This window comes from Herbiconiux gentiana, assembly GCF_024978135.1.
GTDB lineage: Bacteria > Actinomycetota > Actinomycetes > Actinomycetales > Microbacteriaceae > Herbiconiux > Herbiconiux gentiana.
Genome location: NZ_JANTEZ010000001.1, coordinates 301,612 through 315,572 on the forward strand (window position 1 = coordinate 301,612; position 13,961 = coordinate 315,572).

At 65.3% G+C, this 13,961-nt stretch carries 18 protein-coding genes; 10 read left to right on the forward strand and 8 right to left on the reverse strand.

The window, feature by feature from the left end:
- Positions 1-92 precede the first annotated feature (92 nt).
- From NVV95_RS01370 to NVV95_RS01400, 7 genes are all read left to right on the forward strand, one after another.
- Positions 93-530, forward strand: coding sequence for a MerR family transcriptional regulator (locus tag NVV95_RS01370; RefSeq protein WP_259484744.1), 438 nt, complete (start codon positions 93-95; stop codon positions 528-530).
- A gap of 18 nt (positions 531-548) precedes the next feature.
- On the forward strand, positions 549-1,547 hold the full coding sequence (locus tag NVV95_RS01375) for an aldo/keto reductase (protein ID WP_259484745.1): 999 nt from the start codon (positions 549-551) through the stop codon (positions 1,545-1,547).
- An 87-nt stretch (positions 1,548-1,634) separates the two neighbouring features.
- Positions 1,635-1,889, forward strand: coding sequence for a hexameric tyrosine-coordinated heme protein (locus NVV95_RS01380; protein ID WP_259484746.1), 255 nt, complete (start codon positions 1,635-1,637; stop codon positions 1,887-1,889).
- Between the two features lie 25 nt (positions 1,890-1,914).
- Positions 1,915-2,292: a DUF1622 domain-containing protein gene (locus NVV95_RS01385; protein WP_259484747.1), complete on the forward strand. Its 378-nt coding sequence runs from the start codon at positions 1,915-1,917 to the stop codon at positions 2,290-2,292.
- Between the two features lie 53 nt (positions 2,293-2,345).
- Entirely contained in the window at positions 2,346-3,110 is a 765-nt protein-coding gene (locus NVV95_RS01390; protein WP_259484748.1) for an SDR family oxidoreductase, read from the forward strand.
- An 8-nt stretch (positions 3,111-3,118) separates the two neighbouring features.
- On the forward strand, positions 3,119-3,589 hold the full coding sequence (locus NVV95_RS01395; RefSeq protein WP_259484749.1) for a carboxymuconolactone decarboxylase family protein: 471 nt from the start codon (positions 3,119-3,121) through the stop codon (positions 3,587-3,589).
- Positions 3,590-3,647: 58 nt separating this feature from the next.
- Positions 3,648-4,985 (forward strand): NAD(P)/FAD-dependent oxidoreductase, encoded by a 1,338-nt coding sequence (locus NVV95_RS01400; protein WP_259484750.1) that lies wholly within the window; start codon positions 3,648-3,650, stop codon positions 4,983-4,985.
- On the opposite strand, the gene NVV95_RS01405 is transcribed toward NVV95_RS01400, so the two are convergent.
- Complete coding sequence (locus NVV95_RS01405) at positions 4,898-5,527, reverse strand: TetR/AcrR family transcriptional regulator (RefSeq protein WP_259484751.1); 630 nt, start codon at positions 5,525-5,527, stop codon at positions 4,898-4,900. The genes NVV95_RS01400 and NVV95_RS01405 overlap by 88 nt on opposite strands.
- A 129-nt stretch (positions 5,528-5,656) precedes the next feature.
- Here NVV95_RS01405 and NVV95_RS01410 point away from each other — a divergent pair, with 129 nt between their 5' ends.
- Positions 5,657-6,382 (forward strand): SDR family NAD(P)-dependent oxidoreductase, encoded by a 726-nt coding sequence (locus tag NVV95_RS01410; protein ID WP_259484752.1) that lies wholly within the window; start codon positions 5,657-5,659, stop codon positions 6,380-6,382.
- Between the two features lie 62 nt (positions 6,383-6,444).
- Here NVV95_RS01410 and NVV95_RS01415 read toward each other — a convergent pair whose 3' ends face one another.
- Genes NVV95_RS01415 through NVV95_RS01425 form a run of 3 tightly spaced genes read right to left on the reverse strand, consistent with a single transcriptional unit; the run spans position 6,445 to position 9,089 of the window.
- Complete coding sequence (locus tag NVV95_RS01415; protein WP_259484753.1) at positions 6,445-7,356, reverse strand: sigma factor-like helix-turn-helix DNA-binding protein; 912 nt, start codon at positions 7,354-7,356, stop codon at positions 6,445-6,447.
- Positions 7,353-8,243 carry an RNA polymerase sigma-70 factor gene (locus NVV95_RS01420; protein WP_259484754.1) on the reverse strand — a complete coding sequence of 297 codons (891 nt, stop codon included), beginning with the start codon at positions 8,241-8,243 and terminating at the stop codon, positions 7,353-7,355. Before NVV95_RS01420 ends, NVV95_RS01415 begins: the two co-directional genes overlap by 4 nt.
- A gap of 9 nt (positions 8,244-8,252) precedes the next feature.
- Positions 8,253-9,089, reverse strand: a complete 837-nt coding sequence (locus NVV95_RS01425; RefSeq protein ID WP_259484755.1) for an alpha/beta fold hydrolase — start codon at positions 9,087-9,089, stop codon at positions 8,253-8,255.
- A 72-nt stretch (positions 9,090-9,161) separates the two neighbouring features.
- On the opposite strand from NVV95_RS01425, the gene NVV95_RS01430 reads away from it, so the two are divergent.
- The gene (locus NVV95_RS01430; protein WP_259484756.1) at positions 9,162-9,992 is read left to right on the forward strand and encodes an SDR family oxidoreductase; all 831 of its coding nucleotides are present in this window, start codon (positions 9,162-9,164) and stop codon (positions 9,990-9,992) included.
- Here NVV95_RS01430 and NVV95_RS01435 read toward each other — a convergent pair whose 3' ends face one another.
- Both NVV95_RS01435 and NVV95_RS01440 read right to left on the reverse strand, forming a co-directional pair.
- Complete coding sequence (locus NVV95_RS01435) at positions 9,993-10,739, reverse strand: SDR family oxidoreductase (protein WP_259484757.1); 747 nt, start codon at positions 10,737-10,739, stop codon at positions 9,993-9,995. It abuts the gene before it with no gap.
- A complete protein-coding gene (locus NVV95_RS01440; protein WP_259484758.1) occupies positions 10,736-11,164 on the reverse strand; it encodes a hypothetical protein in 429 nt (142 codons plus the stop codon). Before NVV95_RS01440 ends, NVV95_RS01435 begins: the two co-directional genes overlap by 4 nt.
- Positions 11,165-11,252: 88 nt before the next feature.
- Here NVV95_RS01440 and sigJ point away from each other — a divergent pair, with 88 nt between their 5' ends.
- On the forward strand, positions 11,253-12,155 hold the full coding sequence (gene sigJ, locus NVV95_RS01445) for an RNA polymerase sigma factor SigJ (protein ID WP_259484759.1): 903 nt from the start codon (positions 11,253-11,255) through the stop codon (positions 12,153-12,155).
- A 624-nt stretch (positions 12,156-12,779) separates the two neighbouring features.
- On the opposite strand, the gene NVV95_RS01450 is transcribed toward sigJ, so the two are convergent.
- Both NVV95_RS01450 and NVV95_RS01455 read right to left on the reverse strand, forming a co-directional pair.
- Complete coding sequence (locus NVV95_RS01450) at positions 12,780-13,100, reverse strand: hypothetical protein (protein WP_259484760.1); 321 nt, start codon at positions 13,098-13,100, stop codon at positions 12,780-12,782.
- A 90-nt stretch (positions 13,101-13,190) separates the two neighbouring features.
- Positions 13,191-13,943 (reverse strand): alpha/beta fold hydrolase, encoded by a 753-nt coding sequence (locus tag NVV95_RS01455; RefSeq protein WP_259484761.1) that lies wholly within the window; start codon positions 13,941-13,943, stop codon positions 13,191-13,193.
- Positions 13,944-13,961 lie beyond the last annotated feature (18 nt).

Here is a 13,961-nt window from a genome sequence, read left to right on the forward strand (position 1 = left end):
ATCTTTCTCCGACACGGAGTAATGGTGCGTTCCGTGTTTTGGGTGTTCGTCGGGCTTGACCTGGAGCGCACTCCAGGTTGCACGATGAGTTCATGGCAGCCGTGATCTTACCCACGATCGACGCCGAGGTACCCGCCGGTGGCCTCTCGATCGGCGCCGTCTCCGAGGCGACCGGTCTCTCGATCGATACGCTCCGCTATTACGAGAAGGCGGGGCTGCTCCTGGACCCGGCGCCGCGCGACCCGGGCGGCCGGCGCCGCTACGGTCACGACGACCTCGACTGGATCGCCGGCCTGATCATGCTCCGCGAGACCGGCATGAGCATCGCCGACGTGCGGCGCATGGCCGAACTCAGCCGCGTGCCCGACACGGAAGCTGAACGCCTCGTCGTGCTTGAAGCGCACCGGGAGCGTGTGCTCGCCGAGCTGGAACACACCCGGGCCCACCTCACGGCACTAGAGAAGAAGATTTCCGCGTACACCGCCGTGATCGCCCTTACCGCCGACCATGACGACGATCCCGCATCCTGAACCCCGAAAAGGACAACCATGACCTCCCCCACTCCGCTGCCGACCGCCCGCCTCGGCGACGGCTTCACCGTCTCCGCGATCGGCCTCGGCGCCATGGGCATGAGTGCCTATTACGGCGCCAGCGACGAACAGGAGTCGATCGCGACGCTCCGGCACGCCGTCGACATTGGCGTCACCTTCATCGATACCGCCGAGGCATACGGGCCGTTCGAGAACGAGAAACTCATTGCCCGCGCCCTCGGAGGCCGCCGCGACGAGGTCACCCTCGCCACGAAGGCCTCCGCCGAGACGGATGACGACGGCACGATCCATGGCCGCAACGGCACGCCCGCCTACATCCGCAAGGCTGCCGAACGCTCGCTCCGCCACCTCGGCACCGACGTGATCGACCTCTACTACCTGCACCGTGTCGACCCCCAGGTGCCGATCGAGGAGAGCGTCGGCGCGATGTCCGAGCTCGTCGCCGAGGGCAAGGTGCGCCACATCGGACTCTCCGAAGCCTCAGCCGCCACCATCCGGCGGGCGCACGCCGTTCATCCGCTCGCCGCTGTGCAGTCGGAGTTCTCGCTGTTCGCCCGCGACGTGCTGCACAACGAGGAAAAGGCGACGCTGGATGAGCTCGGCATCGGGCTGGTCGCATTTTCACCGCTTGGCCGTGGATTCCTCACCGGTGACATCCGTTCGGTCGACGATCTTGACCCCGAGGATGCCCGGTTGGGGCTGCCCCGTTTCCAGCCGCAGGCGATCGCCGCGAACCTGGCACTCGTCGACCGGGTGAACGCGATCGCGGCCGAGAAGGGCGCCACGAATGCGCAGATCGCTCTCGCCTGGCTGCTCGCCCAGGGTGTGGTACCCATCCCGGGCACCCGCCGCCGCACCAGGCTCGACGAGAACACCGCCGCTGCTGGGGTGCGACTGGACGCATCCGACCTCGCCCGCCTGGCCGAGGCTCTGCCCGACGACGAGATCGTGGGTACTCGCGACTACGTGCACCACGAGGTCGGCGTCGATCGCTGATCAACCGGAATCACGTCACAGGGCCTGGTGCAGGTCGGTCTTAGCTGGGGAACGCTCGGACCTTCCGGGCCGATGAACGGAGCAGCCATGAACCGCGTCCCTGAATCCGAACTCGTCCTCGTGCCGGGCGGAACCCTGATCACCCCGACCCCCGAGGAAGGGCGAGCCCTTTCCATCACCATGGCCCGGCACAGCATCCACAACATCCAGCCCGACCTCGACGTGCTGAAGGGCGGCCGCCCGAACTACTCGACCACCCCCGACAGCCTGATCGCCGTCAGTCAGGTCATCGCCATCGAGTTCCAGACGGTGGCCGCCGCAAACAACTACTGGCGCAACTGAGCTACCACCGGATCACCGTGTCCTGATGGAGTTCTCACAGATCATCGCGGGCACAGGCCTCGTGCTGGACGCGAGCGGAGTCGTCGTCATCGCCGTCGGCTCCGCTCTTGCGGCAATCCGCGCTGCCGCGGATGCGGCGCACAAACGCCCGGATCTCTACCACCGTTTTCGCCGCCGGCTCGGCCGTTCCATCCTTCTCGGACTCGAACTCCTGGTCGCAGCCGACATCATCCGCACCGTGGCCGTCGCCCCGACGCTCCGGAGTGTCATCGTGCTGGGCATCATCGTCATCATCCCCACGTTCCTCAGCTTCTCGCTGGAGCTGGAAGTCACCGGTTCCTGGCCATGGCAGAAACGAACTCTCGCGACACGTGTCACAGACCAGCCAGAAGCCCGGTCATAGCTTGTGACGGCCGCGGAACACACCGCGGGCCGCGCCGAGCGGAAGAAGCACTCATGTCCAGGATCGTCGTCATCGGAGGCACCGGCCTCATCGGCTCCAAAGTCGTCACCAAGCTCACCGAGCACGGCCACACCGCCGTCTCCGCGTCGCCCAACTCGGGAGTGAACACCCTCTCCGGCGAAGGCCTCGCCGATGTGCTCGCCGGCGCCGACACCGTGCTCGACGTCTCGAACTCGCCCTCGTTCGCTGACGACGACGTGATGAACTTCTTCACCACCGCCACCACGAACACCCTCGCCGCCGCGAAGACCGCCGGCCTCAACCACTACGTCGCGCTCTCTGTCGTCGGCGCCGACCGGATGGTCGACAGCGGCTACATGCGCGCCAAAGTCGCGCAGGAGAACCTCATCAAGGCCAGCGGCATCCCCTACTCGCTCGTGCATGCCACCCAGTTCTTCGAGTTCGTCACCGCCATCGCCGGCAGCGCCACCGTCGGCGACGAGGTGCACCTCTCGCATGCTCTCATCCAGCCCATGGCCGCCGAGGACGTCGCCACCGCTGTCGCCCGCACCACCGCCGGCGCACCCCTGAACGCCACCATCGAGGTCGCTGGCCCCGAAGAGCTGGGCCTGGACGACCTCATCCGCACTGGCCTCGCGTTCCGTGGCGACCCCCGCATCGTGGTCGCCGACCCCGAGGCCACCTACTTCGGCGAGAAGCTCACAGAACGGATGCTCCTCCCCGGACCCGACGCGACCGTCTTTACCACCCGCTTCGCCGACTGGCTGCCCGCCAACCCGGCGCCGGCCGCGAAGTAGCACCAGCGATGACCCACCTCGGGCACCTCGATTCGGCGGTCCCCGCCGCCTACCAGTCGCTTCTGGCGGCCGGTAAGGCGGCGGGCTTCGCCGCCCTCGACTCCGGCCTCGACATGCTGCTCATCGAACTCGTGAGGATTCGCTCCTCTCAGCTGAACGGGTGCGCGTTCTGCCTCAGGATGCACACCCGCGACTCGATCGCCCACGGGGAGACCGCCGACCGACTCGCGGTGCTGCCCGCCTGGCGGGACAGCGGCTACTTCTCCCCCACCGAGCGCGCGGCCCTCGCAGTGGCCGAGGAGATCACCCTCATCGCAGACGTGCAGAACGACCGCCGCCCGGCCACCAGCGATGACACTGACTCCGACGCGCCGGAACCATTGACACCTGAGCAGCTGGCCGCAGTGCGCTGGCTCACCATCGTGATCAACGCCTTCAACCGCATCGCTATCACCAGCCACTACGACGTCTCACCCTGACCGACCCCCAGCCAGGCCACCGTCGCCACCACTCGATGCACCGGAGAGAGAACAGATCATGACCGAACCCCTCGTCATCATCGGCGGTGGCCTGGCCTCGGGCGGCGCCGTGCGCGCCATCCGAGACGGCGGACACGACGGCGACATCGTCGTCATCAGTACCGAACCGCACCACCCCTACGAACGGCCACCACTGTCGAGGGACTACCTGCGACGCGAGGCGACCCGCTCCAGCGTCTTCACCCTCGCCCCCGGCTGGTATGCCGAGAACCACGTCGACGTGCGAACAGCATCGACCGTGGTCGCACTCGATGTCCACAGCCACCGCCTGACCGTGGCCGATGGCCAGGACCTGAAGTACTCGAAACTGCTACTGGCGACCGGCTCCTCACCACGCTCCGCCGGGCTGCCCGGTGAAGACCTCCTCGGGGTGCTCTCGCTGCGAACACTGGAGAACTCGGACCTGTTGCACGCGACCCTGCAGGAGGCGGTCCGCGACGGCGGCGGCCGACTCGTCGTGATCGGTGACGGGTGGATCGGACTGGAAGTCGCCGCCTCCGCTCGCACGATGGGCCTGGAGGTGACCGTACTCGGACACGGAAGCCAGCCCCTCGGCAAAGTACTCGGCGAGACGATGGGCGCGTTCTACGCCGACGTGCACACCGCACACGGTGTCATTTTCCGCCGTCAAGTGGTCGTGGCGTCGATCGACGGAATCGACGGACGAGTCCACGGCGTCACCCTGGGTGACGGCAGCGTCATCGCCGCGGATGTGGTCCTCGTCGCCGTCGGAGCTGCCCCGAACACTGGCCTTGCCGTCTCGGCCGGCATCGCCGTGCGCGCCCGCGAGCTCGGCGGCGGCATCGCCGTGAACGGATGCCTGACCACCAGCGCACCCGACGTGTACGCCGCCGGAGACGTCGCGAGCATCCCCTCGATCGTCTACGACAGACCACTCCGGGTCGAGCACTGGGACACCGCCCTCCGCTCCGGCCCCCACGCCGGGGCAGCAATGATCGGCTCGGATACGCTCTACGATCACCTCCCCTACTTCTACAGCGACCAGTACGACGTCGGCATGGAATACACCGGCTTCACCGCCGGACCGGGCGACTACGACGACGTCGTGATCAGCGGCTCACTCCAATCACGCGAGTTCGTCGCGTTCTGGACCTCCCAGGGACGCGTACGCGCCGGGATGGCGGTCAACAGCTGGGACCGCATCCCCGAGATCGACGCCCTCATCAGATCCCGCACCCGCGCCGCGCCCGACGAACTCGAACGCTTCCACGAACGGCCCGCCCGACCTCAGAACTGGTCCACACCAACCGCGGGAGGTACAGGTAGCGGTGAGGCGTGCACAGGCAGCAGCCCATCCCAGAAGAGCACGAAATAGCGGCGCCAAAGCTCTGGCTGCGTGGCCGCGCGAGGCGCGGCAGTCTGGTAGATGCCACTGATCAAGAGGGAAATATCAGCGCCCGTCACATCAGGGCGAATGTCTCCAGCCTTCACCGCAGTGTTGGTGAGGTCACGGACCAGCACATTGAAATCCTCGATTGCGCGACTCACTCGTACATTGTCTACCGACGCACCGGCAACGACCTCGCAGAAAGCTCGATCGTTGGCCTGCAACTGAATGGCTTCGGCCACGAACTCACGCAGAGCATCTGTGCCGGTAAGGGACATCTGCAATTCGCGGCCTTGAGCGAGCAACCGCTCGAGCACCGCGCAGACGACATCGGCGACCAAGTCGTCTTTCGCCGCGTAGTGCCTGAATACGGTTCCCTTTCCCACACCAGCGCGGGCCGCGATCTCGGCGACGGACACGTCGATACCGCCCAGAGCGAGCAACTCCCCCGCCGCTTCAACCAGCCGCTCTCGGTTCCGTCGGGCATCGCTTCGCAGCGCATCGGGCGGACCAACTGCAATTTCACTCATGACTCAATCCTAACCTGACCATTCGGTCCGTTTAAGGTACGTTTAACCTGACCGCATGGTCCGTTTAGGGCGCAGCGGAGACATCAGGAGATGAATCAAATGACAGAACGAGCCAACGGATCGGGATCTTTGACCGGCAAGGTCGCACTTGTGACGGGCGCCTCGTCTGGTATCGGCGAGGCGATCGCGCTGTCCCTGTCTGGAGCTGGAGCGCTGGTGGCTGTGGGGGCTCGACGGTTCGACCTCCTGAAGGACCTCGCTGATCGAGCCCCCGGGGAGGTGCTGCCCGTGCAACTCGACGTCGGTGACCAAGATTCCGTCCGCGCAGCGATAGCCGCAACGATCCAAAGGTTCGGTCGACTCGACATCCTCGTCAACAACGCGGGGATCATGCTAACCGGGATTGTTGACGGAGCAGACACGGCCGAGTGGGACGCAATGATCCGCACCAACCTGCTGGGCACGATGTATGTCACTCACGCAGCACTCCCACATCTACTTTCCAGTCGCGGGACAGTGGTGCAGACGTCGTCGACGTCGGGGCGGATCGCCTCCGCCGGCGGCGCCGTAAACGCGGCCTCCAAGTTCGGCGTCACCGCCTTCTCTGAGGCGCTTCGTCAGGAGGTCACGGCGCAGGGAGTCAGGGTGGTGGTCGTCGCCCCGGGATTCACGGATACCGATCTCGCCAGCCATATCTCCGACCCTGTCTCGCGCGACATGGCCGCCCAACTGAAGACGATGATGCGCACACTGCAGCCCGACGACATTGCAGCGGCCGTCCTCTACGCAGTCTCACAGCCCGAGCACGTGTCGGTAAACGAGATTCTCATCCGCCCGACCGATCAGCAGCAGTGATCTGCTGATTGCTCTGAGCTGTCTCGGCTGATGGGCCGGGACAGCTCGAGGCGCCATGTAGGTTATGCCGGGTTCCAGTGGCGTAGCTTGTCGGGATTGACGACGACCCAGAGATCGACAATCTGCCCTGATTTCAGGTTCGCGCTCAAAACAGCGACCACCCGTTCGGCCTGGCGGAAAACCAGGCCCGCATGACCGTTGACGGATCTCTCACTCGCTGTCGTCTCGCAGGCACCGGTGAAGTGCTGGGTGAGAAGGCGTGCGACTTGATCGATTCCCTGCACAGGCGTTTCTGCTGCGTCAACTTTTCCCCCACCGTCGATGACGATCGTGATCTCGGGGTGCAGCACCGCCTTGATGCGTTCCTCGTCGCCAGTCTCGCAACCGGCGAGCAGCTCGAGTACGATCGCGCGATGCCGATTCCGCGGCACCCTGTCGGCCTTGCGTTGCTGGATTAGGTGCCGCGCGGCGTGGGCGAGTTGTCTGGTGCTGTCCGGTGTTCGTCCGACGACGTCAGCGATTCCGTCGAAGGGAACACCGAAAACGTCATGCAGGATGAACGCGACGCGCTGCTCCGGCGCGAGCGTTTCGAGGACGACCAGCAGCAGCATATTCAATGACTCGTCGAGAGACACTCGGTCGAGCCGACCATCTGCATCCGGTTCGCCGTCGAGCCCGCCCTCACTGTGGGGATGTGGGATCGGTTCGGGTAGCCACTCCCCGACGTAGTGCTCACGTTCCGTTCGAGCCTGTCTGAGGTGGTCGAAGCAGGTTCGGGCGAGGATCTCGGTCAGCCATTCTCGTCGGGACTCGATCCGAGCGCGTTCGCCGCCGGACACGGCCGCCCAGAGGGTCATGGTCGCGTCGACGACGTTCTCGGCCTCGGCTGAGGAACCGAGCATGCGGAACGCGATGTCGAGAAGCCTCGATCGCTCGCCGGCTAGATCGTCATCGCTTGGAACCGGAGCGTTCACGCGATCGGAGACGCAACGTGGGCGAGCTTGTCCGGGTTCATGATCCACAGCACCTGGTGGATGCTGTCGGCCCCGACGGTCACGGTCAGAGCGGTGGTGATGGCACCGTTCTCGGTCAGGGTCACGGCGGGCTGGCCGTTGAGCTCCACCCAACCGATCTCCTTGCCCTCCCAGAAATGGGACGAGAACGCGGCAACGAACTTCGCCACCCGGCCGCGGCCGATGATCGGGATGCGGGCAGCGAGCTTCACACCATTGCCGTCGGAGTAGCTGACGACATCGGAGGCGAACAGTTCCTCCAGCGCCGTCACATCGCCGCGCTGTGCCGCCTGCAGGAACGCAGCCAGGAGGCGGCGTTGCTCGCTCGACTCCACGGGCACCCGCCGTTCCCCCGCCAGCCGTTTGCGTGCTCGGCTCACCAGCTGCCGGGTGGCAGGCTCCTTCAACTGTACGATGTGCGCAATCTGCGGGTAGGGGTAGTCAAAGGCTTCGCGCAGGATGTAGGCGGCGCGCTCGGTGGGGGTGAGCTTTTCCAGCAGCAGGAGCATGGCGAAGCCGAGGGCTTCGCCGCGCTCGGCGCCGAGCTCTGGGTCGTCGCTGGTGTTAACCGGCTCCGGCAGCCATGGACCGATGTAGGTCTCGCGGCGGGCGCGCGCCGACTGCAGCACGTTGATCGACAGGCGGGTCGTCGCGGTCGCCAGGAACGCTGTCGGGTCCAGCACGACGCTGCGATCGCAGGTCTGCCAGCGTACCCAGACATCCTGCACGATGTCCTCCGCATCCGAGGAAGTGCCGAGCATGCGGTAGGCGATGCCGAACAGTCGGCGGCGCACCGACGCGAAGATCGAGGCCGCATCCTCGAGCTCGGTCGTCGATTCAGTCGTCATCGGTGAGCCTCAGTTTGCGAGGAAGTCGAGTAGTACCGAGTTGATCTCGGTCGCGTGAGTCCAGAGTAGACCGTGCGGTGCCCCCTCGATCTCGATGTAGCGGGCCTGGGGAAGGAGCTTGGCGAAGAGTCTGCCCGTCGAGTCGATCGGCAGGATGTTGTCCGCCGTCCCATGGACGATCAGCGTCGGGACGGTGATCGCCGGGATGTCGTCACGGAAGTCAGTGAACCACGTCAGAGGTGCTGCTGCGGACGCCACCGCGCCGCTCTGCGCCGCGACGTCCCAGCTGTGCCGCACGGCCTCCTCGCTGATGCGGCTGCCGAGGTTCTCGTCGAGGTTGTAGAAGTTCTTGTAGAACTCGGTGAAGTAAGCGTATCGATCCGTTTTAACGCTGTCGACGATGCCTTCGAAGAACTCGATCGGTGCTGCGCCTCCCGGGTTGTCCTCGGTCTTCAGAAGGAACGGCTCCAACGACGCGAGGAAAGCGACTTTGCTGACTCGAGCCGACCCGAAGTTCTTCAGGTACCGGGCGACCTCACCGGTTCCCATAGAGAACCCGATCAGAACTGCGTCGCTGACATCCAGCGTCGTGAGGACTGTGTCGAGATCGGCCGCGAACGTGTCGTAGTCGAATCCTTCGGTGGGCTGGCTCGACTGGCCGAATCCACGCCGGTCGTAGGTAATCACCCGGTAGCCAGCTTCGAGCAGCACAGCGGTCTGCTTCTCCCAAGAGTGCCCGTCCAGGGGGAACCCGTGGATCAATACGACCGGCTGCCCCGACCCGTGATCCTCGTAGTAGAGATTGATCGACGCGGTGTTCTCCGTACCGACGGTGACGTGCGACATAGCTGTTCCTCTCAGCAACCGGGACGATCAGTTCGGCCCTCTGCTAACTACGACCACGCGGCCGGATGATCTGTGACCGGTTGTCACAAATACGTGGTGGATGCGGTCATAGCTGATCAGACGCCGCCGACCGGCAGCGCACAAGAGAGGGTCGTCATGAGAATCGTCGTCGTCGGAGGAACAGGTCTCATCGGCTCGAAAGTCGTCGCGCAGCTCGCCGCCGCGGGACACGACGTGCTCGCCGCTTCGCGGGCCACCGGCATCAATTCCTATACCGCTCAAGGGCTGGAAGACGCCCTCGAGGGCGCCGAGACCGTCGTCGACCTGTCGAACTCGTCGAACACCGATCAAGCAGGCGCGCTCGACTTCTTCTACGCCTCCACCCTGAATCTCCTCACCTACGGCCAAGCCGCCGGAGTACAGCACCACGTCGCCCTCTCCGTCGTGGGCACCGACCGGCTCGCCCAGACCGAGCGCGGCTATTTCTTCGCCAAAGACGCCCAGGAGACACTGATCCGACGCTCGTCGTCGCCGTACTCCCTCGTGCACGCGACCCAGTTCTTCGAATTCGTCCGCAGCATCGGCGACTCCGCATCCCACGGCAACAGCGTGCGCCTCGCGGAGGCGCTCGTGCAACCGATCGCTGGAGACGACGTCGCCACCGCGGTGACCCAGACCGCTCTCGGCGCACCCACGAACACGACGACAGAATTCACAGGACCCGAAGTCTTCGCGATGGCGGACCTGGTGAAACTCGAACTGCGTGCCCGTCGCGACCCCCGTGAGGTGGTGGCCGATCCGCTCGCCCGCTATTTCGGGAACACCCTGGCGCGGGACGAGCTCCTTCCCGCCCCAACCGCCCACCGCTTCACCACCCGCTTCGAAGACTGGCTGGTCAGCTGATCAGCAGTCCCGGCTCTCCAACCATTGCGCGAATGTCTCGCGGCCTCGGCGAGTGCCGGGTGCTGGTAGAAGCGACCCGTCTCGCATTCCTCGCCCCCACCGGCCGGGAAGAGGTATCTGAATCACCGGTTTACGGTTTCCTTCCGCTCGGAGAAGGCGTTTCACGAGGTCAGCCATACGTTCTTCCTGCGGACCGGCCAGATCGGGCTCGAGCCCGCGAGGGTCGCCTGCGGCGATTGAGACGAGCTCGTCAGCGACCTCTGCTGCAGCTATGGGCTGCGATCGAATGGTGGGGACGACCTGGAAGGGTCCGACTTTGCCGTGCTGAACGAGCTGTTGGGTGAACTCGTGGAATTGGGTGGTGCGAAGGAGTGACCAACCACCGCTCTCTGCATGAAGCATCTTCTCTTGCACGGCTTTGCCGGCGTAGTAGTTGGCGTTCACCTTGGCAGCGCCGACGATCGAGAGGGCGATGTGATGCTTGACGCCGACAGCGCGTTCGGCTCTGAGGAGGTTACTAGTCACAGTGCCGAAGAAGTGCACGGATTCTCTTGTCGCAAGGCTGCTGGTCGCTGAGACGTCAATGACGACGTCGACGCCTTGCAACGCGGCCGTGAGGCCGGTGCCGGTGATGAGGTCGGTGCCGGTGGCGCGTGTGAGAATGACGGTTTCGTGCCCGGCCGTGGTGGTGGCGACGACGACGTGTTTTCCAACGGTGCCGGTTCCACCGGCGATTGCAATTTTCATCGGGCTTGGTCCTTTCCGGGTGTGTTGCGGTGTCGCGGGGGCAGGGCGAGGAGGATGCCGAGGGCGGCACTGAGGCCGAGGCTGACGACGTTGCCGATGATGTCGACGGCCGAGCCTTCCAGGTGCATCAGGTGGTAGCCGTAGTGGAGCACACCGAATACCGCCCATCCCACGCCGGCGATCCGTCCGGGCAGGGCACTGCGGTGTATCGCAGCGATCAGGCTGGCCGCGGAGAGCGCGAGGTAGAAGCTTCCGACATCGCGGATGAGGTGCTCGTTGTACGGTCCGTCGACGTCGATCCAATGCAGTCCGAAACCCGGGAACGAGTCATAGAACTCGGTCGGGAAGAACTGCGCCCAGATGCCGACGTAGAGGCCGATGAGGACGGTGAGTGCCAGCAGAACCCGGCGAAATGGAGTGTTCACACCTATCAGGACGACCCAGCACCTGTAAGTGTGAGGCGGGTGCTCACATTCCGGCCTTGCGCATCGTCTCTAATGGAAGGAGGTCCTCGTGCCAGATGAGAAAAGGTCCACGGTAGATGACGAAGTGATTGGAGAGCGCCGGCACCTCGTCTCGTTGGCGTACCGGATGCTTGGCACGATCGCCGAGGCTGAGGACGCGGTGCAAGAGACCTACACCCGGTGGTACCGGATGAGTCAGACCGAGCGCGACGCGATCAACGTTCCACGCGGATGGCTGACACGTGTAGCCAGCAGAGTGTGTCTCGACGTCCTGTCGTCCGCACGTGTCCGGCGCGAGCAATATGTGGGGCCCTGGCTGCCGGAACCGGTGCCATCGACCGCCTTTGGCACGACCGAAGGTGACCCGCTCGAGCACGTCACTCTCGATGAATCCATCAGTACCGCCCTGCTAGTGGTGCTGGAGTCGATGACCCCGGCAGAGCGCGTGGTGTTCGTGCTTCACGACGTGTTCGCTCTCCCCTTCAGCGACATCGGGGGGATCGTCGGCCGGACCCCAGCAGCGTGCCGTCAACTCGCGACGGCGGCCCGTCGACGCGTCGACCAAAGCCGGGCACGGCAGGTGCCCCGGACAGAGCACGACGCTGTCGTTCGCGCTTTCGCAGCGGCGAGCCGTGGTGGTGACTTGAATGCGTTAGTCAAGATTCTCGACCCGGACGTCGTTCTGCGATCGGACGGCGGAGGAATCGTCACGGCCGCCCGAAACCCGATATTCGGTGCAGATCGAGTGGCGCGCTTTCTTCTCGGCGTGCAGCAGAAGAACGACCGGACGGAAGTCCTCGAGCAGGAAACTCCAGACGGTTTGGGCTTCGCGATCTGGGAAGAAGGACACATCGCCGGCGTCGTCACCCTCGAGGTCATTGGTGGACTTATCGCCAATGTCAGAATGGTGCTCAACCCCCAGAAACTGTCGCTCTGGGCGGACCCCGTCTGACCCATTATCGACCGGCACCTCACACTTCGTACAGGTCCAGCTTCGACCGCCCGCGCGAGCATCTGCCTACTGGTTCTCTCGTACTCTCGGGGTGTGTCCTATATAGCCCGTGGCATCGAGGATGACCATTATTGGGTCGTTCAGGAGCTCGATGGCGCCCTGGTGGAGACGCCATGGCGGGTCGAGCGGGAGGCAGGTAGTTACCGCCTGAGTCACGCGGATGATAGCCGCGAGACAGCTCGAGGGTTTGCGTTGGGCGAATTCGCAACACCGGAGTCGGCGGTGGAGGCACTGCGACGCCTGCTGCAGCTCTGACGTCGGGACGTCTCAATCTCTTCAAGAGCTGCCGCGCGCGGTGCGCTTGCCCTCGATGATCTGGGCTAGTTGGTGGGGTCGTTTCCGACCGCGCCGGTTGGTCCGCGGCGTTGTCGCGGTCGCGTGCTTCGAGCCAGAGCTGGTGCCGGCGGAGTGCGCTTTGCACGGCGGATCAGATGACCCAGTGGAGGGCGAGGAGCAGGATGGCTGCGAGCACGAGGTAGATGTGCAGGCTGGTGAGGATGCCGGGCCAGGGGCTGGAGATCATGGGGTTCTTTCTGCTCGAGTTGGTTGACGCGTAGGTGTCAATTAGTTAGTGGTGAGGGTGCCGTCGGTGAAACCAACGTCGATGTGGAGGTGTGTGCAGGTGTCGTCGAACTGCGTGAAGTGCGTCGTGGCCATCGTGGTTCCGGCTTCGACGCGGCATTCGACTTGGCCGACGCGGGCGCCGTCGGGCATGACGGGGTCGAGGGCGCTGATGAGTCGCAGCGAGTTCCCGTCCGCGCCGGTGAGTCCCTGCCCATTGAGTCGGTAGAAATCGACGGCCAGCCCACCACCCTCGAAATAGTGCGATGCGCCACCTCGGTCGGAATGCTTCTCGATGACGACGAAGACGAAGGCCAGCACCACTGAGACCGACAGGATTCGCCGGTCACGAATCTGCCGGGGCAGCGACAAAGACGGCGGTGCCGGTCGCAGCCCGGCGCGCGGCCGACACCGTCACCGGGCCGTCTCGCGCACCGCTTCCAGGATGAGCTCGGCGACCGCTCCGGGCTGCGACACCGTCACCGCGTGCGAGGCGTCGATCTCGACGGCGTGCGACGAGGCGCGCTCGGCCATGTAGCGCTGCGACTCGGCCGGCACGGCGAGATCCTGCCTCGTCACGAGCGTCCACGACGGAATGGTCTTCCAGCCTGCCCGACTCGCGGCGTCCTCCAGCGCGGCGGCCGCGATGGGGCGCTGCGTGGCCGCCATCAGGGCCGTCTCAGCCTCGGGCACATCGGCGGCGAACACCTCGCGGAAGCGGTGCTGCTGGATGTAGAGGTCGTCGCCGCTCACCGCTCCCGCCACGAACGGGATCGGCGTCAGAGCCGGACCGAGCTCTCCCCCGGGGAACTTCCCGGCGAGCTCCCCGGTGCTCTCCCCCGGCTCCAGGATGAAGCTCGCGACGTAGACGAGCGCCCGCACGTTCGGGGCACCCTCGGTCGCCTCGCTCGCCACGGATCCTCCGTAGGAGTGGCCCGCGACGACGACCGGGCCGTCGATGCCGTCGATCACGGTGCGGAGGTACTGCGCGTCGTCGGCGAGTCCGCGGAGCGGGTTGGCGACGGCGACGACCGGGAGACCCTCGGCCTGCAGACGGCTGATAACGCCGTTCCAGCTGGCGGACTCGGCGAATGCCCCGTGCACGAGCACGACAGTGGGCTTGTCATCCGACGGGGTGAAGGCGTCGGGCGTGGGGATGGCGGACATGATGACTCCCTGTCGGTG

What these genes read in the sequence shown, in the direction of transcription:
- NVV95_RS01370 (WP_259484744.1), top strand. Translation starts at nt 93, where the DNA reads ATGGCAGCCGTGATCTTACCCACGATCGACGCCGAGGTACCCGCCGGT.
- NVV95_RS01390 (WP_259484748.1), top strand. Translation starts at nt 2,346, where the DNA reads ATGTCCAGGATCGTCGTCATCGGAGGCACCGGCCTCATCGGCTCCAAA.
- NVV95_RS01395 (WP_259484749.1), top strand. Translation starts at nt 3,119, where the DNA reads ATGACCCACCTCGGGCACCTCGATTCGGCGGTCCCCGCCGCCTACCAG.
- NVV95_RS01405 (WP_259484751.1), bottom strand. Translation starts at nt 5,527, where the DNA reads ATGAGTGAAATTGCAGTTGGTCCGCCCGATGCGCTGCGAAGCGATGCC.
- NVV95_RS01400 (WP_259484750.1), top strand. Translation starts at nt 3,648, where the DNA reads ATGACCGAACCCCTCGTCATCATCGGCGGTGGCCTGGCCTCGGGCGGC.
- NVV95_RS01385 (WP_259484747.1), top strand. Translation starts at nt 1,915, where the DNA reads ATGGAGTTCTCACAGATCATCGCGGGCACAGGCCTCGTGCTGGACGCG.
- NVV95_RS01455 (WP_259484761.1), bottom strand. Translation starts at nt 13,943, where the DNA reads ATGTCCGCCATCCCCACGCCCGACGCCTTCACCCCGTCGGATGACAAG.
- NVV95_RS01380 (WP_259484746.1), top strand. Translation starts at nt 1,635, where the DNA reads ATGAACCGCGTCCCTGAATCCGAACTCGTCCTCGTGCCGGGCGGAACC.
- NVV95_RS01435 (WP_259484757.1), bottom strand. Translation starts at nt 10,739, where the DNA reads ATGAAAATTGCAATCGCCGGTGGAACCGGCACCGTTGGAAAACACGTC.
- NVV95_RS01425 (WP_259484755.1), bottom strand. Translation starts at nt 9,089, where the DNA reads ATGTCGCACGTCACCGTCGGTACGGAGAACACCGCGTCGATCAATCTC.
- NVV95_RS01420 (WP_259484754.1), bottom strand. Translation starts at nt 8,243, where the DNA reads ATGACGACTGAATCGACGACCGAGCTCGAGGATGCGGCCTCGATCTTC.
- NVV95_RS01375 (WP_259484745.1), top strand. Translation starts at nt 549, where the DNA reads ATGACCTCCCCCACTCCGCTGCCGACCGCCCGCCTCGGCGACGGCTTC.